The organism is Streptomyces sp. 3N207 (assembly GCF_052246355.1).
GTDB lineage: Bacteria > Actinomycetota > Actinomycetes > Streptomycetales > Streptomycetaceae > Streptomyces.
This window is the reverse complement of the sequence record NZ_JBQQBV010000016.1, coordinates 112104-134195: the sequence shown is the minus strand read 5'-3', so window position 1 is coordinate 134195 and position 22092 is coordinate 112104. Positions and strand designations below refer to the sequence as shown.

19 protein-coding genes are annotated in these 22092 nt (G+C 70.8%); 7 read left to right on the top strand and 12 right to left on the bottom strand.

Going from position 1 to position 22092, the window contains the following annotated elements:
• The first annotated feature begins 60 nt into the window (after positions 1–60).
• Positions 61–3912 carry an nSTAND1 domain-containing NTPase gene (locus tag ACTWP9_RS24255; RefSeq protein ID WP_443248367.1) on the top strand — a complete coding sequence of 1284 codons (3852 nt, stop codon included), beginning with the start codon at positions 61–63 and terminating at the stop codon, positions 3910–3912.
• 37 nt (positions 3913–3949) lie between these two features.
• On the opposite strand, the gene ACTWP9_RS24250 is transcribed toward ACTWP9_RS24255, so the two are convergent.
• Positions 3950–4849, bottom strand: coding sequence for a hypothetical protein (locus ACTWP9_RS24250; protein WP_443248366.1), 900 nt, complete (start codon positions 4847–4849; stop codon positions 3950–3952).
• A 211-nt stretch (positions 4850–5060) separates the two neighbouring features.
• A complete protein-coding gene (locus ACTWP9_RS24245; RefSeq protein WP_443248365.1) occupies positions 5061–5483 on the bottom strand; it encodes a hypothetical protein in 423 nt (140 codons plus the stop codon).
• Positions 5484–5659: 176 nt separating this feature from the next.
• On the opposite strand from ACTWP9_RS24245, the gene ACTWP9_RS24240 reads away from it, so the two are divergent.
• The 4 genes from ACTWP9_RS24240 to ACTWP9_RS24225 all read left to right on the top strand — a co-directional run bounded on the left by ACTWP9_RS24240 (position 5660) and on the right by ACTWP9_RS24225 (position 10145).
• Positions 5660–6808 carry a sensor histidine kinase gene (locus ACTWP9_RS24240; RefSeq protein ID WP_443248364.1) on the top strand — a complete coding sequence of 383 codons (1149 nt, stop codon included), beginning with the start codon at positions 5660–5662 and terminating at the stop codon, positions 6806–6808.
• A 68-nt stretch (positions 6809–6876) separates the two neighbouring features.
• The gene (locus ACTWP9_RS24235; protein ID WP_443248363.1) at positions 6877–7545 is read left to right on the top strand and encodes a response regulator; all 669 of its coding nucleotides are present in this window, start codon (positions 6877–6879) and stop codon (positions 7543–7545) included.
• 135 nt (positions 7546–7680) lie between these two features.
• Positions 7681–7932, top strand: a complete 252-nt coding sequence (locus tag ACTWP9_RS24230; RefSeq protein ID WP_443248362.1) for a hypothetical protein — start codon at positions 7681–7683, stop codon at positions 7930–7932.
• Between the two features lie 2 nt (positions 7933–7934).
• Positions 7935–10145 carry an MMPL family transporter gene (locus tag ACTWP9_RS24225; RefSeq protein ID WP_443248361.1) on the top strand — a complete coding sequence of 737 codons (2211 nt, stop codon included), beginning with the start codon at positions 7935–7937 and terminating at the stop codon, positions 10143–10145.
• A gap of 233 nt (positions 10146–10378) precedes the next feature.
• Here ACTWP9_RS24225 and ACTWP9_RS24220 read toward each other — a convergent pair whose 3' ends face one another.
• The gene (locus tag ACTWP9_RS24220) at positions 10379–11221 is read right to left on the bottom strand and encodes an oxidoreductase (protein ID WP_443248360.1); all 843 of its coding nucleotides are present in this window, start codon (positions 11219–11221) and stop codon (positions 10379–10381) included.
• Positions 11222–11243: 22 nt separating this feature from the next.
• On the opposite strand from ACTWP9_RS24220, the gene ACTWP9_RS24215 reads away from it, so the two are divergent.
• Positions 11244–11954: a DNA-binding response regulator gene (locus ACTWP9_RS24215; RefSeq protein WP_443248359.1), complete on the top strand. Its 711-nt coding sequence runs from the start codon at positions 11244–11246 to the stop codon at positions 11952–11954.
• Between the two features lie 48 nt (positions 11955–12002).
• Here the strand turns inward: ACTWP9_RS24215 and ACTWP9_RS24210 are convergent, their stop codons facing one another.
• The 4 genes from ACTWP9_RS24210 to ACTWP9_RS24195 form a co-directional block, all read right to left on the bottom strand.
• Positions 12003–12779 carry a glyoxalase gene (locus tag ACTWP9_RS24210; RefSeq protein ID WP_443248358.1) on the bottom strand — a complete coding sequence of 259 codons (777 nt, stop codon included), beginning with the start codon at positions 12777–12779 and terminating at the stop codon, positions 12003–12005.
• Between the two features lie 212 nt (positions 12780–12991).
• Positions 12992–13522: a GNAT family N-acetyltransferase gene (locus ACTWP9_RS24205; RefSeq protein WP_443248357.1), complete on the bottom strand. Its 531-nt coding sequence runs from the start codon at positions 13520–13522 to the stop codon at positions 12992–12994.
• A gap of 63 nt (positions 13523–13585) precedes the next feature.
• The gene (locus ACTWP9_RS24200) at positions 13586–14437 is read right to left on the bottom strand and encodes a hypothetical protein (RefSeq protein ID WP_443248356.1); all 852 of its coding nucleotides are present in this window, start codon (positions 14435–14437) and stop codon (positions 13586–13588) included.
• A gap of 305 nt (positions 14438–14742) precedes the next feature.
• Positions 14743–16218 (bottom strand): ankyrin repeat domain-containing protein, encoded by a 1476-nt coding sequence (locus ACTWP9_RS24195; protein WP_443248355.1) that lies wholly within the window; start codon positions 16216–16218, stop codon positions 14743–14745.
• A gap of 192 nt (positions 16219–16410) precedes the next feature.
• Here ACTWP9_RS24195 and ACTWP9_RS24190 point away from each other — a divergent pair, with 192 nt between their 5' ends.
• Entirely contained in the window at positions 16411–16989 is a 579-nt protein-coding gene (locus ACTWP9_RS24190) for an HD domain-containing protein (RefSeq protein WP_443248415.1), read from the top strand.
• A gap of 111 nt (positions 16990–17100) precedes the next feature.
• Here ACTWP9_RS24190 and phzG read toward each other — a convergent pair whose 3' ends face one another.
• From phzG to ACTWP9_RS24165, 5 genes are all read right to left on the bottom strand, one after another.
• Positions 17101–17745: a phenazine biosynthesis FMN-dependent oxidase PhzG gene (gene phzG / locus ACTWP9_RS24185; RefSeq protein ID WP_443248354.1), complete on the bottom strand. Its 645-nt coding sequence runs from the start codon at positions 17743–17745 to the stop codon at positions 17101–17103.
• A 44-nt stretch (positions 17746–17789) separates the two neighbouring features.
• Positions 17790–18668 carry a PhzF family phenazine biosynthesis protein gene (locus ACTWP9_RS24180; protein WP_443248353.1) on the bottom strand — a complete coding sequence of 293 codons (879 nt, stop codon included), beginning with the start codon at positions 18666–18668 and terminating at the stop codon, positions 17790–17792.
• Between the two features lie 82 nt (positions 18669–18750).
• Positions 18751–20769 carry an anthranilate synthase family protein gene (locus tag ACTWP9_RS24175; protein WP_443248352.1) on the bottom strand — a complete coding sequence of 673 codons (2019 nt, stop codon included), beginning with the start codon at positions 20767–20769 and terminating at the stop codon, positions 18751–18753.
• Positions 20766–21401: an isochorismatase family protein gene (locus tag ACTWP9_RS24170; RefSeq protein ID WP_443248351.1), complete on the bottom strand. Its 636-nt coding sequence runs from the start codon at positions 21399–21401 to the stop codon at positions 20766–20768. Before ACTWP9_RS24170 ends, ACTWP9_RS24175 begins: the two co-directional genes overlap by 4 nt.
• 99 nt (positions 21402–21500) lie before the next feature.
• Positions 21501–22004 (bottom strand): PhzA/PhzB family protein, encoded by a 504-nt coding sequence (locus ACTWP9_RS24165; RefSeq protein WP_443248350.1) that lies wholly within the window; start codon positions 22002–22004, stop codon positions 21501–21503.
• Positions 22005–22092: the final 88 nt, after the last annotated feature.

Sequence of the window (22092 nt, the reverse complement as noted above, 5' to 3'; positions counted from 1 at the left end):
GAGCGGACGCGCTGGGTGATGGGCCGGCGGCGGCGTGGGGTACGGGGGTGGGGCGGGCACGTGTCGGGACAACCGAAACCGGGGCGCACCGAGGGCGAGCTGGATCAAAAGGCCGGACCCGTACCGCGGTTCGCCGCCGAGCTGCGCGCGCTGCGCGAGGCCGCGGGGAAGCCCACATACCGGGCGATGGCTCAGCGGGCGCGGTACGGGGTGACCGCGCTGTCGCAGGCGGCGGCCGGGAAGCGGCTGCCCACCCGTGCAGTGACGCTCGCCTATGTGAAGGCGTGCGGCGGCGACATGATCGAGTGGGAGCGGCGCTGGCGCGCGGCGTCGGCGGAGTTGGCCGCCGAGGCCGCCGCCGAGGAGACCTCCCGTCCGCCGTACCGCGGCCTGACCCGGTTCGAACCTGGCGACGCCGAGCTGTTCTTCGGCCGCGACGAGCTCGTGGAACAGCTGACCGAGCTGAACCGCAAGCACCGCTTCACCGCCGTCTTCGGCCCCTCCGGCAGCGGCAAGTCCTCGCTGTTGCGTGCCGGCCTGATCCCCCGGCTGCGGGCCCCGCGTGACGGCGCAGGCGGCGGGGACCGTGACACCACTCCCGCGGCCGTACGGATCCTCACGCCCGGTGCGGACCCGCTGCGCACACACGCCGACCGGCTTCTGCCCGTACCCGACACCGACGCCGACACCTGGCTGATCGTCGACCAGTTCGAGGAGCTGTACACCCTGGGCGCCGACCCGGCGGACCGGGACACTTTCATCGACCGCCTCGTCGCCGCCACCGATGCCGACAGCCGGCTGCGCGTCGTCATCGCGGTGCGGGCCGACTTCCTCGGCCGCTGCGCCGAACATCCCGGCCTCACCGCCGCGTTGCAGCACACCACGCTGCTCGCCGGGCCGATGAGCCGCGCGGAGCTGCGGGAGGCCGTCGTCCGCCCGGCCGCCGCAGCGGGCCTGATCGTCGAGCGCTCCCTCACCGACCGCCTCCTGGACGAGGTCGAGGGCGCCCCCGGCGGACTGCCGTTGATGTCGCACGCCCTGCTGGAGACCTGGCGCCACCGCAGCGGGCGAGCCCTGAGCGAGGGCGCGTACGAGGCGGCCGGTGGGCTGCACGGCGCCGTCGTCCGTACGGCCGAGCAGGTGTACGGCGAACTGACCGCGCCACAGGCCGAGTTGGCCCGCCGTGTCCTGTTGCGCCTGGTGGCGCCCGGCGGCGACGGCGCTCCGGACACGCGTCGCCCCACCGAACACGCGGAGCTCGACTTCGACAGCCCCGCCGACACCCGAGTCGTACTGGAACGCCTCGTCCGCGCCCGCCTGATCACCTTCGACGACGGCACCGTCGACCTCGCCCACGAAGCCCTCATCACCGCCTGGCCCCGGCTGCGCGCGTGGATCGACGCCGAACGCGACCGGCTGCGCGTCCACCGCGCACTCTCCGAGGCTGCCCGCACCTGGCAGGAACTCGGCCGGGAGAACGCCGCGCTCTACGCCGGTTCCCGGCTGGACGCCGCCCGCGAAGCCTTCCCGCAGCGCCCGACTCCGGACGGTCGGCGCGGTGACGAACTCATCCCGCTGGAACGGCAGTTCCTCACCACCTCGCTCCGGCGCCGGCACCGAGCCACGCAGCTGCGCCGTTCGGTTGTGGCCGTCCTCGCCGCGCTCGTGCTGCTCGCCACCGGCACCGCCGTCGTCGCCCTCCAGGCGCGCGCCACCGCGCAGGCCGAGCGGGACGACGCCGTCTTCGGCCGCCTCACCGCCGAGGCGGACCGAGTCCGCGACTCCCACTCCGGGCTCGCCGCCCGGCTCGATGTCACCGCGCACCGCATGCGCTCCACTCCGGACCTGCGGGCCCGGCTGGCCTCGGACGCGGGCCGGACGCTGTCAACCCGGCTGCCCGGCCACGGCGGTGTCGGCAGCTCCGTGGCGTACGCGCCCGACGGCCGCACCCTTGCCGGCGGCGGACACGACGGGGTGGTCCGGCTGTGGGACACGGCTGGAGGGCCAGGGTCCGAAGGCATGGGCAGGCCGCTGGGCGAGCCGCTGCGCCTTCGTACGGGACCGGTCGGCGCGGTCGCCTTCTCTCCGCAGGAGGGCGACTTGCTGGTGGCCACCGGGAAGGGCGGCGGCATCCAGCTCTGGGACGTACACGACCGGGAGCGGCCCCGCGCCGTCGGCCGGCCGCTGGTCAGCCACGACGAGCAGAACATCGTCTCCGTAGCGTTCGCCCCGGACGGTCGGAGGCTGGCCACCGCGGGCGACGACGGGACCGTACGACTGTGGGACCTGAGCGACCCGGCCCACCCCGCGCCGTTCGGCAAGCCCGCCGAGGCGGACGGCTCAGAGTCGGGCAGCGTCCGCGCCGTCGCATTCGCCCCGGACGGGGACACCCTGGCCACGGCCGGTTACGACGGCACCGTACGCATGTGGCGGTCCAGCGAGGGCGACGGGCTCGAACCGCTCGGCAAGCCGCTGCGCGAACATACCGCCGCCGTCTGGACGCTGGCCTTCTCCCCGGACGGCCGGACGCTGGCCACGGCCGGCTTCGACGAGACCGTACGGCTGTGGGACGCGTCCGCCCCGGCCCGACTGCGACCGCTGGGTGAACCGCTCACCGAGCACACGGCGCCGGTCCTGTCGGTGGCCTTCAGTCCCGACGGCCGCACCCTGGCGTCCGCGGGCGAGGACGACTCGCCGATCCTGTGGAACGTGGCCAACCCCGCATACCCGCAGCAGCTCGGGGAACCGCTGACCGGCCATACGGAGGCCGTGTGGGAGGTGGCCTTCCATCCCGACGGCCGTACCCTCGCCAGCACCGGCGCCGACGGCAGCGTCCGCCTCTGGCACCGGCCGCCGACCGTCCTCACCGACTTCACCAACCCGCTGACCGCCGTCGCCTACAGCCCCGACGGCCGCCTGCTCGCCGCTGCCAGCACCGACGACGCGCTGATCCGCCTGTGGGACGTGGACGAGCCGGGCCGCCCGCGCCGGATACCGCGGACGCTCGCCGGTCACAAGGACGAGGTGCTGGCCGTCGCGTTCGCCCCGGACGGCCGTACGGTGGCCAGCGGCTCGAAGGACGGCACCGTACGCATGTGGGACGTCTCCGCACCCGAACGTCCCGCCCCGCTCGGAGAACCGCTGGACGCACATGACGGCGGCGCCCTCGCCGTTGCGTTCACCCCGGACGGCCGCACGCTGGCCACCGGGGGACGCGACAACAAGGCGCGGCTGTGGGACGTACGACGGGCGGACCGCGTACGGCCGCTCGGCAAACCGTTGCGCGGCCACAGGGGCGCCGTCACCTCCGTGGCCTTCGCACGGGACAGCCGCACCCTGGCCACCGGCAGCGAGGACGACACGGCGCGGCTGTGGCACGTAGCCGACCGGGCGCGGGCACGGCCTGCGGGTGCGGCCCTCACCGGGCACGACCAGGAGGTCAACGCGGTGGCCTTCGCGCCGGACGGGAAGACGCTGGCGACCGGCAGCGACGACCGTACCGTGCGGCTGTGGGACGTACGACGGGCGGACCGCGTGCGGCCGGTGGGGAAGGAACTGGCCGGGCACCGCGGACCGGTGAGGTCCGTGTCCTTCGCCCCGGACGGAAAGACGCTGGCGACCGGCAGCGGCGACCATACGGTCCGCCTGTGGGATGTGGCCGACCCGGCCCGTGCAGAGCCCGCCGGCCGGCCACTCACCGGCCACCTCGATACCGTCACCTCCGTCGCGTTCAACCGGGATGGCGACGCCCTCGCCTCCGTCGGCTACGACCTGACGGCCCGGGTGTGGATCCTGGACGCGGACCGGGCGGCGGACTACGTCTGCGACCGCACCGGCGGCGTCCTCACCCGCGCCGAATGGGAGGAGCACCTGCCACAACTCGGCTATCGGGAGGCGTGCGGGGCCCGCTAGCGATCGGCCGGGGCGGGGCGACCGGGCGGCGCGGCACTCAGGGAGTGGTGAACTTCAGTACGGCGCCGTCCTCGTTCTGCGCGACGACGGTAACGGTGAGGTCGTCGCCGAACTCGGCCACGCCGCCCGAGCCGCCCAGCTGCATCACGCTGTTCGCCGTGTTGAAGGTGACGGAGTCCTTCTCCGCAGTGACGTGCACGCTCAGCCCGTTCGCCGTGATGTCCACCGCCGAGGTCACCAGGACCTCGCACTTGCCGTCCGTGCAGGCGCCGGTGTTCTTGCCGTCGGCCGCCTTGGGCAGCGGGCCGGTGGGGGCGGGTGCGGGCTTCCCCGTCTCCTCGGTGGGCTTCCATCCCGGGGCGCACTGCTTGGCGCGCTTGTGTGCTGCCGCGAGCTGCGGGTCCTTCTTCGTCAGCGCGGGCAGGCCGGGCTTGGGCGATGTGAGGGACTGGATGAGCTTGTCGACGTCCGCGGCGCTGCCCTCGGCGTCTTCGAAGGCCGCACCCGGGGACACCTTCTCGAGTTCGGGCACGACGCCCTTCAGTTTCTTCAGCCAGGCGTCGCGCAGCCGGTCGGCCGCGGGAACGCCCGACGGGTCGAGGCCCTTCAGGTCGCGTTCCACGTCCTCCACCGTCCACGGTGTGCGGGAGATGTAGCCGACGGCAAGGGCTTCGGCGGACGGGCCGGCCTTTTCCGGGTTGCGGATCTCCTTCAAGTCCGCCGCGCTGTCCTTCCGGGCGGTCTTGAGCGCGGTCGTCGACTCGCACATGTCGCCGACCCACGCCACCAGTTTCTTGGACGGCGGCCGTGTCGGCGTCGGCTTGCCCGACCCCTTGTCCGACGACGCGTCGGCCTTCCCGTCCGCCCCGTCCCCGCAGCCGCCGACGGCCAGCAGCAGCCCGGCGACCACCACCGCGATGCTCTCCCTCTTGAACATCCAAGGACCTCTTTCCGTGCTGTGACCCCGTCTTCGCGCGCCGGATGCCGGCACCGCAGGCCCAGTTCAGCGCAGCACGGGATTGTTCAGGCACCCGGTCCGCAGCCGTGAACAACCCCTGGTGGCCGAGGGCTGCCCGGCAGAACCAGGAAGTTCCGAGGCCGGCGCCCGCGTTCGGACACGCCAACCACAGCGTCGGTCCCGCGGGGTGCTACGAGCGAGTCGTCTTGCGCAGGCCCAAGGCGCAGGCACCGCAGAGGGCGCCCCAGGCGGCGTTGACGGCGAAGAGGGGTGCGATCGCCTGCGGATGAGCGAGGGGGCCGTCCAACTCGCCGTCGACCAGGGGCGAGAGAACTCCGCTGAGCACGATGGTGCCGAGCGCATAGGTGAGGCCGGCGGCGATGAGGGTCAGCAGGGGCTCCCGCACCCTGCTGAGGGCGCCGACGCCGATCCATACCGCCGAGATGGCCACCGTGAGGATCAGCGGGGTGACCGGTTTGCCGAGGCTGTCGCTCAGGCCGGTGATCGAGAACAGCGGCCTGATCAGCGCCACGGCTGCCAGTCCCGTCGTCAGGGGCCAGTTCAGGCGCTTCAGCAGCGTCGGGGCCTGGGGTTCGTGCTCGTACGTGTTCATGCCGCCGATCATGGACAGGAGGCGGAGCTGTGGGCGTCGGCCGTGGGCGGGCAGCTGTCCTACACCTGGGGTTGCAGTCGGGGCAGGTGGGCGTACACCTGTGGTTGCGGAGTGGTGCGGAAGGTTTCGCCGTGCGGCCGACGGTGCGGGGCACAGCGGCTGCCTACGCTGGTCGCATGGCAAGCGAGACCACGCGTCGGTTGCGGCTTCCGCACGGTCGCACGGCGGACTTGGTGCCGGCCTGCGGTGTTCTCCTGCTGGTTGCCGTCGGGAGTGCGGCGGCGCTGATCCGCAACTCCGCGGAACCCTGGCCCATGACCGTCCTCGGCTGGCTGCTGATCGTGGCCTCGTGCGGGGCGCTGTCGTTCCGGCGGCGGTATCCGGTGGCCGTTGCGCTGCTCGTCCTGGCCGGCACCGCCGCGTACTACCTCACCAGCGAGTACGACGGCCCTCTCATGATCGCCCTGATCGTTGCGCTCTATTCGGTGGCCGCCCAGGGCGGACTCCAGGCGGCGGTGGCCATCGCCGCCGTTGCCGTCATCGGTGTGGGCGTCGGGACGCTGGCCGGCAACCAAGAGATCAACGGCGTCACGCTCTTCATGCTCACCGGCTGGCTGGTCGCGATGGTGGCGCTCGGCACGATGCGGTTCAGGCAGTTCGCCTACGCGGAGGAGAAGGCGCGGCGCCGGGCCACCGAGGAGCGGTTGCGGATCGCGCGCGAACTGCATGACGTCGTCGGGCACAACATCTCCCTGATCAATGTGCAGGCCGGCGCAGCGCTGCATCGGCTGAACAAACACCCGGAACAGGCTGAGGACGCCCTCGCAGCGATCAAGAAGAGCAGTCGGGAGGCGCTGCGGGAGCTGCGCACCACGCTCGGGGTACTCCGCCAGGTCGACGACGAGGTGCCGACGCGGCCCGCGCCCGGACTTGCCCGCCTCGATGAGCTGGTGGCCTCGGCGAAGTCGGCGGGGCTCGATGTCACTGTGCACAACCGGGGGCGGCCACGGGCGCTGCCCGCCGCGGCGGATCTCGCGGCGTTCCGGATCGTTCAGGAGTCGCTGACCAATGTGACCCGGCATGCTCGCGGGGCCACGGCGGTGGAGGTGCGGATCGGCTTCGGGACGCGGCAGCTCTCACTGACGATCGAGGACGACGGGGATACGACGGGCGCATGGGACCGAAAATCCAGGAGTGACAGCACCGGGGGCAGCGGCATCGCCGGGATGCGGGAGCGGGCGGCTACGCTCGGCGGCGAACTATCCGCGGGTCCAGGGCCGAGCGGTGGCTTCTTTGTCAGGGCCCGTATTCCGTACGAGAGTTGAGTCCAGGCCGGTCTTCGGCGACCGGGCCTCACCCATCGAATCACGTGACGATCGGAGCCGACCCTCACATGATCAAGGCTCTGCTGGCCGACGACCAGCGCCTGGTGCGCGCCGGGTTCCGCTCGATCCTTGAGGACGAGGACGACATCACCGTGGTCGGAGAGGTGAGCGACGGCGAGGAGGCCGTGGCCGCCTGCCGGGAACTCCGCCCCGATGTCGTTCTGATGGACATCCGGATGCCGGGCATGGACGGCATCGAGGCGTCCCGCCTGATCGCCGCCGATCCGCGTCTCGCCGACGTGCAGGTGGTCGTCCTGACCACCTTCGACCTGGACGAGCACATCTACGGGGCGCTGCGGGCAGGCGCCACCGGCTTCCTGGTGAAGGACACCGAGCCCGAGGAGCTGTTGCAGGCGGTACGGGTGGCGGCGCGCGGCGATGCGCTGATCAGCCCCTCCGTCACACGGCGGCTGATCGCGGAGTTCGCCGGCCGGGTCGCGGCACCGGAACCGAGCCCACGCCTGAATGCGCTGACGGGGCGGGAGCGCGAGGTGATGGAGCTGGTCGCGGCCGGGCTGACCAACGACGAGATCGCCCACCGGCTGGTGCTGAGCCCGGCCACCGCGAAGACCCATGTCAGCCGGATCATGACGAAGCTGGAGGCCCGCGACCGCTCCCAGCTGGTGGTCCTGGCGTACGAGTCAGGGATGGTCCGCCCCGGCTGGCTGGCGGACTGACCTGCCGGGCCGAGCGGTCCGCCGGCCCGCAACCACCGGCGTACACCGGTCCGTCCGGACCGCAACCGCTGGGGTAGCACGAGTGTCCGCCGCGGGCTGACGCCTGCCGCGAACGCAGCCCCGCATGCTCCCCGTATGAACGAACCGTCCATCCGCGGCAAGGCCGCAGCCGCCCTGCTGGGCCTCCTGGTCGGCGGGGCAACGGGCTTTCTGCTGACCGAAGCCATGGGCGCCTTCCTCATCCCCGTCCATGACCGCGCCCGCGAGGGGAGCGACGGCACCCTGCCGGCCGCCTTCATCGCTGTGCCCGTCCTGTGCGCCCTCATCGGCGCAGTGATCGGCGCCCATCGGGCCGGCCGTCCGCTCCGACAGAACAAGGGCAGGTAATCGTGTCCGACTCACGCGGCACGCCCGCGAACAACGCCTCGGCGCCGTCCGGCACCGCCTCTTCCTCGGGTACCTTCGGACGGCTCGCCGCCTGGTCCCAGCGCCATCGCAGGGCCGCCGTGCTGCTCTGGATACTCCTGCTTGCCGTGATCACGGTCGGCTCGCAGGCGGCCGGCAGCAACTACCGCAATGACTTCACGCTGCCCGGCACCGAGTCCCAGGCAGCAACGGATCTGATGAAGCAGCACAGTTCGCTGCAGGCCGGGGACAGCATCCAGCTCGTCCTCGAACACCCGCAGGGCATCGCGGAACGCAAGCCGGCCGTGGAACATCTGCTTGATCAGGTACGCGGCAAGTCCAGCGTCGCCGAGGTGCGCAGCCCCTTCGCAGACGCCTCTGCCGTCTCGGAAGACGGCACGATCGGCTATGCCACGGTGACGCTCGACGACAAGGCGCAGAGCGTGCCCAAGGCCGACGTCACACACATCATCGACACCGCGCAGGCCGCCGCCGAGGACGGTCTACGGGTCGAACTCAGCGGCGAAGCCGTGCGCGGCGCGGAGGAGGAAGAGAGCGGTTCTGCCGAGGGGGCGGGCATGCTCGCCGCGCTGGTCATCCTGGTGCTCCTCTTCGGCTCGCTGGTGGCGGCCGCGCTGCCGCTGGTCACCGCACTGTTCGCGGTAGGCGGTGCGGTGGGGCTGATCGCCCTGGCCTCTCATCTGTTCGCCGTCGCCGATTTCACTCCGCCGATCATGATGCTGGTCGGGCTCGGTGTCGGCGTCGACTACGCACTGCTGATCTTCTACCGCTACCGGCACGAACTGGTCCACGGCGCGGATTCCGACAGTGCGGCCCGGTTCGCCCTGGACGCCGCGGGGCGCACGGTGTTCTTCGCCGGCTGCACCGTGGTCCTCGCGCTGCTCGGCCTGGTGGTGCTCGGCCTCGGCTCGCTGCAGGGTGTCGCCCTGGCGGTGGTGCTGACGGTGCTGATCACCGTGGCGGCCTCGCTGATCCTGCTGCCCGCCCTGCTCGCCCTGTTCGGTCGTCGGATCCAGCACCAGGTACGCAAGCATGCCGGGAAGGCCAAGGCCAAGGGGAGGGAAGAGGGCTCCCGTTGGCGGCAGTTGGCCGCAGCGGTGCAGCGTCGCCCGCTGCCCTCGCTGCTGGCCGCGCTCATCGCGCTCCTTGCGCTGTCCGCTCCGGCACTGGGGATGCGCCTCGGCTTCGCCGACGCGGGCAACGATCCGCGGAGTTCGACCAGTCGGCAGGCGTACGACCTCCTCGCGGAGGGCTTCGGCCCCGGCTTCAACGGCCCGCTGATCGTCGCCGTGGACGGCGACCAGGCGGCAGGCAATGCCGCGCGGGCGGCCCTCGTCAAGGCCGACGGAGTAGCCGCGACCAGCCCCGCGCTGCCGTCGAAGGACGGCAGACTCGCCACGCTGATCGTCTTCCCGGAGGCCGCGCCGCAGGACGAGGGCACCACCGATCTCGTACACCGGCTCCGTGACGACGTACTGCCACCCCTGGAGCGGGACACCGGCGCGGAGTTCCTGGTCGGTGGATCGACCGCCGCTACCCAGGACTTCGCCGACAGCGTCGCACAGCGGATGCCGCTCTTCGTGGTGATCGTCGTCGGGATGTCGTCGCTGCTGCTCATGGTGGTCTTCCGCTCTGCCCTGATCCCGCTCAAGGCGGCGCTGTTGAATCTGCTGAGCATCTCCGCGGCGCTGGGCGCGATCACGCTGGTCTTCCAAGAAGGCTGGTTCGGGGTGCAGCCGGGGCCCATCGAAGCCTTCATCCCCGTGATGATCTTCGCGATCGTCTTCGGGCTCTCCATGGACTACGAGGTCTTCCTGATCTCCCGCATCCACGAGGAGTGGGAGCGCACCGAAGACCACGGTCATGCGGTTCGGGAGGGCCTGGCCGCCACCGGCAAGGTGATCACTGCGGCTGCGGCCATCATGATCGTGGTCTTCGCCGCCTTCCTCCTCAGCCCCAGCCGCATGCTGCAGCAGTTCGGTCTGGGGCTCGCGGTGGCGATCCTGCTCGACGCGCTGGTCATCCGCTGCCTCATCGTGCCCGCCGCGATGCGACTGCTCGGCCGCCGCGCATGGTGGCTCCCTGCGCCGCTCGCCAGGCTGCTGCCGACGGTGGCACTGGAGCGTCCCGAAGCCACACTGGAGCGTCCCGGAGCCCGGTCACCAGCTCGCTGACCGACGGCCCGACGGCCTGCCCGGCCCCGGAAGGTGCTCGACTTCTGCGATGAGCGCGGCATCGCCGTCGCCGAAGTCGGCGCTTTCGGAGCGCCAGAAGGTCTGCCGGTGGCTGGTACAGGCGTCGGAACGACAGCCGGAAAGGGCCAGGGGGATCGCACGCAGAGTGGGGGTCTGATGGCGCAGGCGGCGGAACGGGCATGGCAGCTGCGCTGATTTCCGTAGCCGACCGGTCAGCCTCGCAGGTCGGACAGGTCCTCGTCGCTGAGTCGGAGATCGTTCGCCGCGAGATTCTCCTCCAGGTGAGCGAGGGAGCCGGTGCCCGGAATCGCCAGCACCGACGGCGATGTCGCCAGCAGCGCGGCGATCTGCACCTGCGCGGTGGTCGCGCCCAGGCGTGCTGCGACCTTGCCGAGCCGTTCGGTGTCGAGTGGGCTGCCGCCACCGCCGAGCGGGAAGTACGGCACGTACGCGATATTCGCTGCCTCGCATTCCGCGAGCAGCGCCATGTCACCGGTGTGCTGGTTCTGCACCGCCATGACGGGCGCTATCGCCCGGGCCTCGGCGAACTGGGCTGCGTCGACGTTACTGACGCCCAGATGCCGGATCAGCCCCTCCGCCCGGAGCTCGGCCAGTACCTCGAACCGTTCGGCGATCGACTCACCACCCGGTCCGGTCACCCCGCCCACCCGCAGATAGACCAGGTCGAGCCGGTCCAGCCCGAGGGAGCGCAGGTCCGCCTCGACCAGCCCGCGCAGCTGGTCAGGCGTCGCCTGCTCGCTCGGCACACCGTTCGGCCCGAGCAGCGGCCCGACCTTCGTCGCGATCACCAGGTCGTCACGGTAGGGGGTCAATGCCGTACGGATCAGCTCGTTGGCCCGCACCGCTCCCCTGCCGTAGAAGCCGGCCGTGTCGATGTGGTTGACGCCGAGCTCCACGGCACGCCGGAGCACCGCTATGCCGCGCTCAGGGGCTCGCGGCGGACCGTCGAAGGTACCCATCGCCAGGCGCATGGCGCCGAAGCCGAGCCGGTTGATGGTCAGGTCTCCGCCCAGGGCGAACGTCTTGATCGTCATGAGGCTCATGGTGTCCGCCTCCATGGCGCCCCGCGAGTTCGTGGCATCTTGCTGCCAGACTGGCGGGGTGCCGAATGAACAGGTGTTCTCAGTCCGTGGCGACGCAGAGTTGATCATGCGTGCCGGTCATCTCTTCGAATCCGCGCAGACCGAGTTCCTGTGCGCGGCCCGGGATCTCAGGACCTGGTCGCAACCGGAGGCCAGGGCAGCGATCGGGAATCGGATGCGTGCAACGGCTTCCCCCGACTTCACCACTCGCAAGCTGCTCAGCCCGGTCGCGCTCGCCGACGAGGAAGCCCGCACGCACCTGCGGCTGGTGCAGAGCAAGGGGGCCCTCGTGCGGATCAGCGGCTCGTCGCTGCCGCACGAGACCATCCTCATCGACCGGCGGGTGATGATCCTGGCCGGCCGGGAGACCCCCACCGGCCGCGAGTACACCGTGACGACGTCACAGATCCTGGTCGACGGCGTCCTTTCGCTGTTCCGGGCGCTCTGGGACAGCGCCGTCGATCTCGACACCTATCTGCGCAGCGACGTCCCGCACCTCGATGCCGACGGCCGCATCATCCTCGAAGCCCTCGCTTCGGGCCTCACCGACGCAGCGGCGGCCAAACGGCTCGGCTTCTCGCTACGCACCTACCGACGGCGCGTGGCCGAGTTGATGGCCACACTTGAGGCCGACTCCCGCTTCCAGGCCGGGCTGCGTGCAGGCGAGCTGGGAATACCCCGCTGAGACCGCGCTGATCGCCGCCGGAGGCGGGGGTAGGGGTAGGCGGGCGGATCACTGAGAAGAGTCGTCCTGCGTGCCTGCCCTGGTGGAATGTTCGGCGAGCCATTGCGTGAGGTCTTCGGCATGGTGCAGTTCAGCTGCGACGCGCCTGCGTTCGGCGTCGGTGAGCTGGATCTGCTCCAGCTCACCGATCCAGGCGTCGATGCGGTCACGCTCGTTCAGTGCGGTGGCAAGCTCGACGAGGGTGGCCAGGGCCAGGGCCCGGTCAAGGGGCACGGCAGTGTCGCCGTGCCTGCGCAGGGCGGAGGAGACGGCCCGGAAGGCGGCCCGGTCGTCGTTCTTGAACTCGCGGAAGATACGGGCGTTGTCGAGCGCCCGGGCCAGGCCCTGCAGCTCCTTGGAGCCGCCGTATTCGAGCTCGGTCGGCTCGTCCCGCTGGATGAAGATGAGCGAGTTGCCGGACGGGTCGACGAGGGTGAACCGCGTTTGGCCGGGGCGGAAACGTGTGATGCGCGGGACTCCCTTGGCCAGCACCTTGCCGTAGGCGGCGCGCATGGCCTGGGTGAGGGCGGCATGGTAGGGGGCGACTTCGTCCACCATGACCAGACAGGCGCCACCGTCTTCCCTGGCCGGGTCATGGTCCTGGGGCGGTCTGCCGAAGTGCACCGCGAAACCGCTCCACTCCAGGGCGAGGTAGAGGTACGGGCGCGTCTGTTGGTAGGTGACCTTGAATCCGAGCGCCTGGTAGAACGCCAGTGTCGCCTCCATGTCCGCGCACGGCAGCACCGGCACCATCGTCTCGTTCGCCCGTATCGTCGCTTCCGTCAACGGTCCTCCGCCTCATCGCGTCCCGGTCTTCCCCGGCATCCCTCGCCGCTCGGGCATCACTGCCCAAAGGGTGAGCGCCGAACTGGGACCCGACGGTACGACCGCGATCTCGACTAGTCAAACTTTAATAGTGGCGTTCCGCCTCGGCGACCTTGCGGGAGGCGTGCCCTCTCGGCTCCCTCTCTCCCGCGCCGTCCCTTTTTCCCGCGTCATCAGCCGACCCGCCGGGCCAGCACCTGTCCCGGCCAGGCCCCGAGCAGGAAACGGTTGGTGGAGGTGAAACCGTTGCGCTCGTAGAACGCGACGAGTTCGCCCCCGCCGCCCGCCCAGCAGTCGACCCGCAGCAGGTCCACGCCGGCCCGCCGGGTCTCCTCGACGGCAAGGGCCAGCAACGCAGCGCCGATGCCCCGACCGGCGTGCCGTCGGTCGGAGACCAGCAGCCGGACGTACCGCTCCGGCTCCCCGGCCGGCGCGATCGGCATCTGCGGGCTGGGCCCGGTGTGGAGCACCAGGGCCCCGACGGGGGTTCCATCCAACTCCGCGATGTGTGGGGCGTTCTCGGTCGTGTACCGCTCGACCCGCTCCATCCCGCCGGGCTTCTGCGAGTACGGCGTCGTGCCCCACTGCTCGGTGTTCCCGCGCTCGTTCATCCAGACCACCGCGGAGTCGAGCATGTCCAGAATGGCTGGTACGTCGGCCGGGCTGCCCGGTCTGATCCGTATGCCAGGTGCGGTGTCGTTCACGGCGGAAGCCTAGGGCCGCAGTCCGCCCGCCGGTCGGGCGTGATGGACCGAGGAGACACGGACCTAGGCGTCGGCCCGCTGGGCGTCGGGCGCTTGGGATTCGTGCCCCTGGCCGGACTCGAGCGACTCGCGATCCTCCTCCACCAGCAGTTCGTCGTAGACCTTGTCGGCGCGGGCCCGGAGTGCCTGGATGCGGGCGACGGTGTCGACGTCGACCGGCTCGGCGGGCAGGACCGGGATGTTCCATTGCTGGGCGGTGGCGACCAGGCTGTGGGCCACCTCCACCTGGTGGGCCAGCAGGGCGGTGGGGAAGAGGCTCGCGCGCAGGGTCGACTCGCGGCCCAGCCGACCGCGGTAGGTGATCTCCGAGGCGACCTCCACCGCATCCAGGCGCTGCCCGGAGGCCCGCTCCAGCGAGGCCAGCACCACGGAGCCAAGCCCTTCGACGACCTTGGTCACCGCCCACTTGCGCCCCGGCAACGGCGGCAGCACCTCACGTATCCGGTCCACCTCCTGGTCCAGCCCCTCGGTGCTCATCGCGGCGAACGCGTTGTGCAGTCGCAGGCTGACGACCTTCTTCCAGGGGATGTCCTCCCCGTCGAACCCCACCGACTCCGGCCCGAAGCTGAGGGCGCCCAGGCTCCTCAGGGGCCGCAGCGCCTTCGCGGTGAGGGCGGGCACTCTCGGGTGCTGGCAGACCAGGGCGCCCAGGGAGAACTCCCAGGGCTCGCGAGCCGGAGCGGCCGGCGCCGGCAGCGCGCGCACCGCCTTGAGCACCCACTCCCCGGAGTTGACCGCGCCATTGCGCCGTGCCTCGGCGCCCCGGTCCGTGAGTTCGCGACCCCGCGCAGCCGCCGAGGCGGCAGCACTGCTCACCGAGTCACCGATGCCGCGGACCTTGTCGCGAAAGCTCATGTCCCATCCCCCGTTCCGCTCTCTGTTCTTCCGTTGACATGCGGGCCCGGCACTCCCGAAGCAGAGGAGGGACGGTACCTACGCGAAGCGCGCGCCCAAGACTAGGCGGTTTCGCTTCTGCGGGGCGCGGCGGTGTGCCGTTGTGAAGCGCACGGTCAGCGTGGGATCAACTCGCACGGCGACTGCCCACCATGCCGCGCGGCCTGAGCCTTCCCATGGCCCCTCGGTCCGACCCACGACCATCCATCCGCCACCCATCCCCTGTCGCCGGTGAGTGCCGGGTAGGGCGCTGGGACGGATCGGGATCAGCGGGCCCGCTGTTCCGTCGCGGCGGCGCGGAGTCGGTCTGCCACGGGCTGGTAGTTCTGGAAGCGCTGGTCGTCCAGCAGGCGCTCGACCTGCTCGAGGACGGTTTCTCCCCGGTGCGGAACGTCCCGGGCGCCGTGCCGGAGCAGCTCGTCGACCAGGGCTGCCAGCACCTTGCCGGGAACCTCGTGGGCGTAGTAGATGGTGCCGGTGAGGAGAGCGCGCAGTGCGGGACGTCGGTGGGTGAAGGCCGCCCCGTCGTTCTCCCCCGCGTTCGGGTCGGCGCCGGCGTCGAGAAGGAACCGCACCTTGTTGACGTGGGTGCGCAGCGCTCGGGGGTCTCGGTAGGGCAGGCCGGTGAGCAGGTTGCCCAGCGACCCGTTCCCCAACGGGCCGCTGGAAGCGCCTCGGTCCCTGAGAAGGCTCACCAACTCTGCTGGGTACGGCAGTGTGTTGAGAGCCAGGTCGATGAGTGTTGCGCCACCTCGGTCGCGGGCGTTCACGGGGGCTCCCGCGTCGAGGAGCGACCGTATGACCGCCGCGTGCTCGGCGCCGTCGAGCCGGTCGGCGCAGGAGCGGACCCGCTGCCGGTGATCCAGCCCGGCGAAGTGGGGTGCGTTGCCGAACTCCGCCTGGCGGGCGGGGTCGGCCCCCGCGGCGAGCAGAGCGGTCACAGCGCCGGGCCGACGGTGGGCCACGGCGGCATGGAGGGCCGTCATGCCGTGCTCGTCCAGGGCGTTCACGTCCGCGTTCGCCGTGAGGGCCGCGCCGATTGCTTCGGTGTCGCCGAGGGCGGACGCGGTCATCAGGGCGCGGTCGGCGTCCGAGGGTTCACCCGTGGGCTGGAGTTCGAGAATTGCCCACGCTTCCTCGTGATGCGGCGGCGCAGCGCTGCACAGGAAGCGGAACCGGGCGCCGTCGAAGAGTGCCGGGGCGTGGCCGAGGTAATGCTCCTCGTGGTGGCTGCTGGTCACCAGGTCCATGGGCGCCGTCCAGCTCAGCGCCGTGTAGGCGAGGTAGCGCCGGGCGGGCGAGGTGATTCCCGGGAGGGCGGGGGCGCCCCGGTCGTCGTCGCAATCGTCGTCCGGATCGTCGGCGTCCGGATCGTCGTGGTCCAAGTCGTTGTTCCGGTCGCCGTCCTGGCCGTCGCCCTGGTCGTCGTCGAGCAAGTCGCCGTTCAGGCCATCGTCCAAAGGAAGCCCGGTATCGACGAGCAGTTCCTTGGCTTCGGCCTCGTCAGCCATTTCCGCCATGAGGAGATCGAACGCCTCGTAGACCGACGAGACCTCCCCCAGTACGCGGACGTTCTCGAAGTCCTCGTCGACCTCCTCCTCGTATCCGTCCTCGAATCCGTCCTCGTCGTCCGTACCGTCGATGTCGTACGCCGCGGCCACGTACCGTCCTCCGCAGAGTTCGGGCCGCAGCCGGCCGGACTCCGCCTCGGCGAGACAGCGCAGCACCTCTTCCTCGTCCATGGCCCCGAGTCTGCACCACGCCACTGACAACGGCCCCGGCGCTGCCCGAACCGCCGTGAAGCGCCGTGGCTGATGTCGGTCGGCCGCCCATCCAGGTAACCCCCGCAGACTGGGTACCGCCGACCCGGGTCAGTGGACCGGAGGCGCCGTCGGTCGCGTCAGTAGCCTGAACCGGTGACACCATCAGACGCCCTGTCCCGAGCTTTGCTTGCCTCCACCGATCCGCCACTCCGGCCGCTTCCGTCTTCGGTGACAGACCTTCTCCGGTCCCTGAATGCTCCGCCGCGGCTGGCTGCCCACCTGCGTGCCGTCCACGACGTGGCGTATCAACTGGTGGATTGGACAGAGCAGCGCTGTCCGGACATCGTCGTCAACCGCGACGCCGTTCTCTTCGGAGCAGCGACACATGACATCGGCAAAGCTGTGCACGTCGCCGAACTGTCCGGGCCTGGCTCAGCACACGAAGAGACCGGTCGGGAAATGCTGCTGGCTCACGGATTCAGCCCGGACTTGGCCCGCTTCGCCGGAACTCACGCCTCTTGGGCGGATCCCGATGCGACGTTCGAAGACTTGCTGGTGAGTACGGCCGACAAGGTCTGGAAGAACAAACGCGTCCCAGAACTCGAAGACCTCCTGATCTCGCGGCTGGCGCACGCAACAGGCCAACAGCATTGGGAGGAATACCTCGCACTCGACGAGCTGCTTGAGCACATCGGCAACGGAGCCGATCGCCGCCTCGCATTCCAAGCGTCCTTCCCGGTGTACGCATAGAGGTCGTGCGAGGGTCGGAACTTCGGCACTCACTCCGAGGGCGCCGAGGTCACAACTCAGGCGTGGAAGTGGCGGCTTCTCGTACGGCGGCGGGTCGGCAGTCGGCCGCCGTCACGGCTGCAGGCGGACCGCGGTCCAGCCTTCCGCCGTGCGGTCGTAACGCAGTCGTTCGTGCAGGCGGGATGTGCCGTTCGCCCAGAACTCGACGGATTCGGGGACGAGTTCGAGGCCGATGTACGCGGCGGGGCGTGGCTGGGGGCCCTGCGCGCTGAGCGTCTCGGCGCGGGCGCGCAGCCGGGCCACGTCCCCCAGGTCGCCGAGGGGCTCACTCTGGCGGGAGGAGACGGTCATGGCGTGGGTGAAGACCGGGCGGGCGGCCCACAGTGCGTCGGACTCGGCGTCGGACAGCCGACGGACGGGGCCGCCCAGGCTGATCTGCTGACCGGTCTCGCGCCAATACAGCAGGCCGGAGGCCCAGGGGTTGACGCGGAGTTCACGGCCCTTGCGGCTGCCGTCGTGGGTGGCGATGACGATGCCGGTGTCGGTGACCCGGTTCAGTACGACGGTCCGCAGGGAGGCACGGCCCGCGGCGTCCGCGGTGGCCAGGGCCAGGGCCCGCGGTTCGCGTACGCCGTGTGCCTCCGCCGACTCCAGCCAGCGGCGCAGGAGCCCCAGTGGCTGGTCGGGCGGCGAGATGTACTCGGGAAAGGTGACGTCGATCGCCGCGGTCAGGGTTTCGGACCTGCCAGTGTCCATGCCGTCCTTCTTTCGAGTCATGCCGTGCGGCCGTCGCGCGGAGGTCATATGTGCAGGCTGCCCTCCGCCACCAGCACCCCGGCACCGCCGACTTCCACCGCGTCGAGGGAGTCCACGGTCCCTTCGGCCCAGGCGAGCATCAGTGACGGACGGCCCATTTCGACGCCCTGAGTGATCCGGACCTGCCGGCCGTGCGGGGCGAGGCCGTGCCGGGCGAGATGGACGGCCAACGGGCCTGCGGCAGACCCGGTGGCGGCGTCCTCGGTCACACCGTAGGCGGGGGAGAACATCCGGGTGCGCCAGCAGCTCCCGCCCTCCTGGCCAGGTGCGGCGCAGGTGTCGTCCGCATCGAGGTCAGGGGCGAAGCAGTTGGTGGCCAGGTCCTCGAAGTCGGCCAGAGCGCGGTGGTCGGGGCGGAGGGCGGACAGCGTGCTGACGTTCTCCAGGCCGACGAAGACATGACGGGGACCGTTGTGGTAGATCTCCACAGGCAGCGTGGACTTCTCCACGCCGATCGCGGCCAGTAGTTCTTCGGCGCGCTCGAACGGGCGCCAGGTGGGGACGGGTTGACGCATGCGGGCTGCGACCGTTCGGCCCCGCTCCCTGACGAGGTCGAACGGGACGATGCCCACGGCCGTTTCCAGACGCAAGTCGTCACGCGAGCTGCGTGCGCCCAGGGCGATGGCTGTGCCCAGCAACGGGTGCCCGGCGAAGGGCAACTCGTTGACGGGGGTGAAAATGCGGATCCGGGCGTCGCCGCCTTGCCGAGGCGTGAGAACGAAGGTGGTCTCCGACAGGTTCATCTCCCGGGCGATGCGCTGCATCGTGCGCGCTGACAGGTCGTCGCTGCCGAAGAACACGGCCACGGGGTTGCCGAGCAGCGGCTCGTGGGCGAACGCGTCCACGACTACGTACGCGTGCATCGGGGCCTCCAAGCGGGTGGGTGGAGCGGTGTGCGGCGGGTCGGCGCCGTCACAGGGCGGGGTCGGGACCGGGGGCCAGGGGTCACCGTCCCAGTGCGGCCTGGAGGGCCTGGCCCACGATGCGCGGGCCGTTCTGGGTGAGGACCGACTCGGCGTGGAACTGCATCGACGCGAAGTGCGGTCCGCGCAGCGCGTGGATCTCGTGCGTCTCCGGATCCCGGGCCACCTCCACCACGCCCACGCCGCCGACGTCTGTCTTGTCGTGCTGGGCGTGGGCGGCGAACGTGTTGTAGAAGCCGACGCGCTCGCGGACGCCGAACAGCTCGATTTCCCGCTGCACGCCCTGATTTGGGGCGTCCCGGCGGAACAGCGGGAATCCGAGTCGCCGGCTGAGGGCCTGATGGCTCAGGCAGACGGCGACGAACGGGCGCTGCCGCTCGAGCAAGGTTCCGATCGCGGTATGCAGTCGGGTCATCCTGGGAGAGGAAAGGTCCCGTGGGTCGCCGGGGCCGGGTCCCATCACGACCAGGTCGCAGGCGGCGAACTCGATGTCCTCGTCGTACCGGCGGAGCGTCACGCGCAGGCCGAGAGAGCGCAACTGGATGGCGATCATCGCCGTGAAGGTGTCCTCCATGTCGACGACCAGGACGCTGCGGCCGACCAGGTCGGCAGCCTCGGCAGCGTCGGCAGCATCGGCAAAGCCCGGAGTGCCCGCGACATCGGGAGTGCCGCAGGGGCTCCGCGGGTGTGGTCGGGGCGCCGGTGCCCGAGTGGATTCCGTCCCGTTGAGCCAGAAGTCCGCGAGCTGCTCGTTGCGGCGGGCGAGAGCCCCACGGACGCTCGGGTGCGCGGCGAAGGAGCGGGACCGGCCGGACTCCAGCGCCGCGATCAGCCCTGCCGCCTTGGCGCGGGTCTCGGCTGCCTCGGACGCCGGGTCCGAGTGGCGTACGAGGGTGGCTCCGACGCCGATGCGGACCTCCCCGGCGGCGTCGATGTCGGCGGTCCGGATGAGGATCGCGGAGTCCAGCGTCCTGCCGCCGTGCACGTCCCGGCCGATGAGGGCCGCGACACCGCTGTAGTAGCCGCGGCCTTGCTGCTCGTACTGCGAGATGACCCGGGCCGCGCTCTCCAGGGGACTTCCGGTCACGGTCGGTGCGAACAGCGTCTCGCGCAGGATCTCGTGTACGCCCCGCCCGGTGTGCCCCTCGACGAAGTACTCGGTGTGGGCCAGCCGGGCCATCTCCTTCAGATACGGCCCGGCCAGGCGGCCGCCCCGTTCGCAGATCCGCGCCATCATCTTCAGCTCTTCGTCCACGACCATGTACAGCTCCTCGGCCTCCTTGCGGTCGGCCAGGAAGTCCAGGACACCGGCGAGTTCCGGACCGGTGGGCGGATAGCGGTAAGTGCCGCTGATCGGGTTCATCACCGCTGTGCCGTCCCGCAGACTGATGTGCCGCTCCGGGCTGGAGCCCACCAGCGTGCGCTCCCCGGTGTGCACCAGGAACGTCCAGTAGGCCCCCGATTCGCTCTCCAGGAGACGGCGGAAGAAGGCGAGGGCGCGGTCGGTGGAGTAGTCGGTGATGTCGGCGACGAAGTCGCGCTTGATGACGAAGTTGGCACCCTCCCCGCGGCCGATCACGTCCGTGACGACGTGGCGCACGGTGTGCGCGTACTCCGTGTCCCCCGGGACGAAGCGTCGGTTCACGAGCATGGTCCTCGCGCGCGGCAGACGGGGCAGCGCCTCGGCGAGCGGGAGTGTCTCCTGGCCTGTGATCGTGAGCGTGACGAGCGGCGTGGCATCGTCGACGCAGGCGTAGCCGCGTTCGGTGATCTGGCGGTACGGAATGAGAACGAGGGCCTCGTGCTGGTTTCCCTCACCCCGGGGAGCGCCGGCAACTGCGGCGCCTCCCGGTCGGCCCGGCGCCCCCGGATTGTCCGGGGCGGAGGGTTCCGGGAGCGGTATGCGCGCCAGCGTCGGAGGGGTGGAGACCGGCCCGACGAGAACCTCCAGGTGGTCGGGGCCGGTGAGGGGCGCGCGGTGGAGGAGGGCGAACGGCGTGGACGGGTCGCTGAGCACCCGCTCCAGCAGCCCCCCACTCACCGCGAGACCTCGGCGAGAAGCTGTTCGGCGGAGACGACCATGGCGCAGCGCTCCGCCGCGTACGTGAGGGCCATCCGATGGTGGTCCTGCGAGAAGTCGGCGACGGCATCGGCGACCAGAAACGTCCGGATGTCGTTCGCGTACGCCTCCAACGCGGTCGCCAGCACGCCCACATGCGCGTACACGCCGCACAGAATGAGCTGGTCACGGCCTGCCTCGCGCATACGTGGCAGCAGGGGTGAGCGGAAGAAGGCGCTGTAGCGCCATTTGGTGAGCAGCAAGTCGCCCTCGGCGGGGGCCAGTTCGTCGGCGACCTGTCGGTCGTCGGCCGAGGCGCGCATCCCTGGCCCCCAGAAGTCCAACAGCAGCCCGCGGTCCCGGGCGCTCATCCTGCCGGGTTGGGTGGTGTAGGCGACGGGAATACCGCGTGCGGCGCAGCGTTCGCGTATCCGCGTGAGGTTGCCGAGGAGCTCCGCGCGCACGGTGCCGGGGAACGGCGCGAGGAAGTACCGCTGCATGTCATGGATGAGCAGTACCGCCTGGTTCGGGTCCACGGTCCACTCGGCGGTGTTGGCCGGCAGCTCGCCGGGGGCGGGAAGGGGGTAGCACTCGATGGGCGGGATACCTGGCATGGGCGCAGGTGCCTTTCTGTCTTGCCGTGGAACTCACCGCGGCTGCCTGGTTGTCGCGCCGGCCCGGCGTCGCCCGCCATGGGCCTGGGCCTGCGCGGGTCAGGTGGGGATGCCGTCCCGGCGGACTGTCGGCACCGGGATCCCGAGCGCGCGCAGCTGCTCGAACGGGTTCATGAACTCCCGGTTCTGCCGGATCCTCCCGTCCTCGTCGAAGCGGAACGAGTGGAGGAAGTGGTTCTCGTAGTAACCCTCGGGGTAGCCCGGGAAGTTGATCTTCCCGTGTCCGTCGCACTCGACCCAGAAGAAGCACGGGTCCTGCGTCTCGAAGATCTGGATGTTGTACCACTCCCAGTCCGGGAAGCACTTCAGAGACCAGACCGCGTGCTCGGCCAGGCGCTCGCGGCCCTTGATCTCGATCGGGGCGCCGGTGTCGTTGGTCCACAGACCGCCGCTGCCGTCCTCGGCGAACAGCTCATGCCGACGCAGCCGGTTCGGGCCCTTGGTGTACTCCAGGTACTTCTCGACCGTGGCGCGGTTGGCGCGGCGCTGCTCGGCGGCGTCGGCGAAGCCTTGTGCCGCGGTACGGGCAGATGCGTCGGCCATGGGAAGCCTCCTTGCGGGCGGGAGAGTGCGGAAGCTCGTACGGAGCGGGCCGATCGTCCATGAACGGGCTCGGCCGGGACTTGACGTG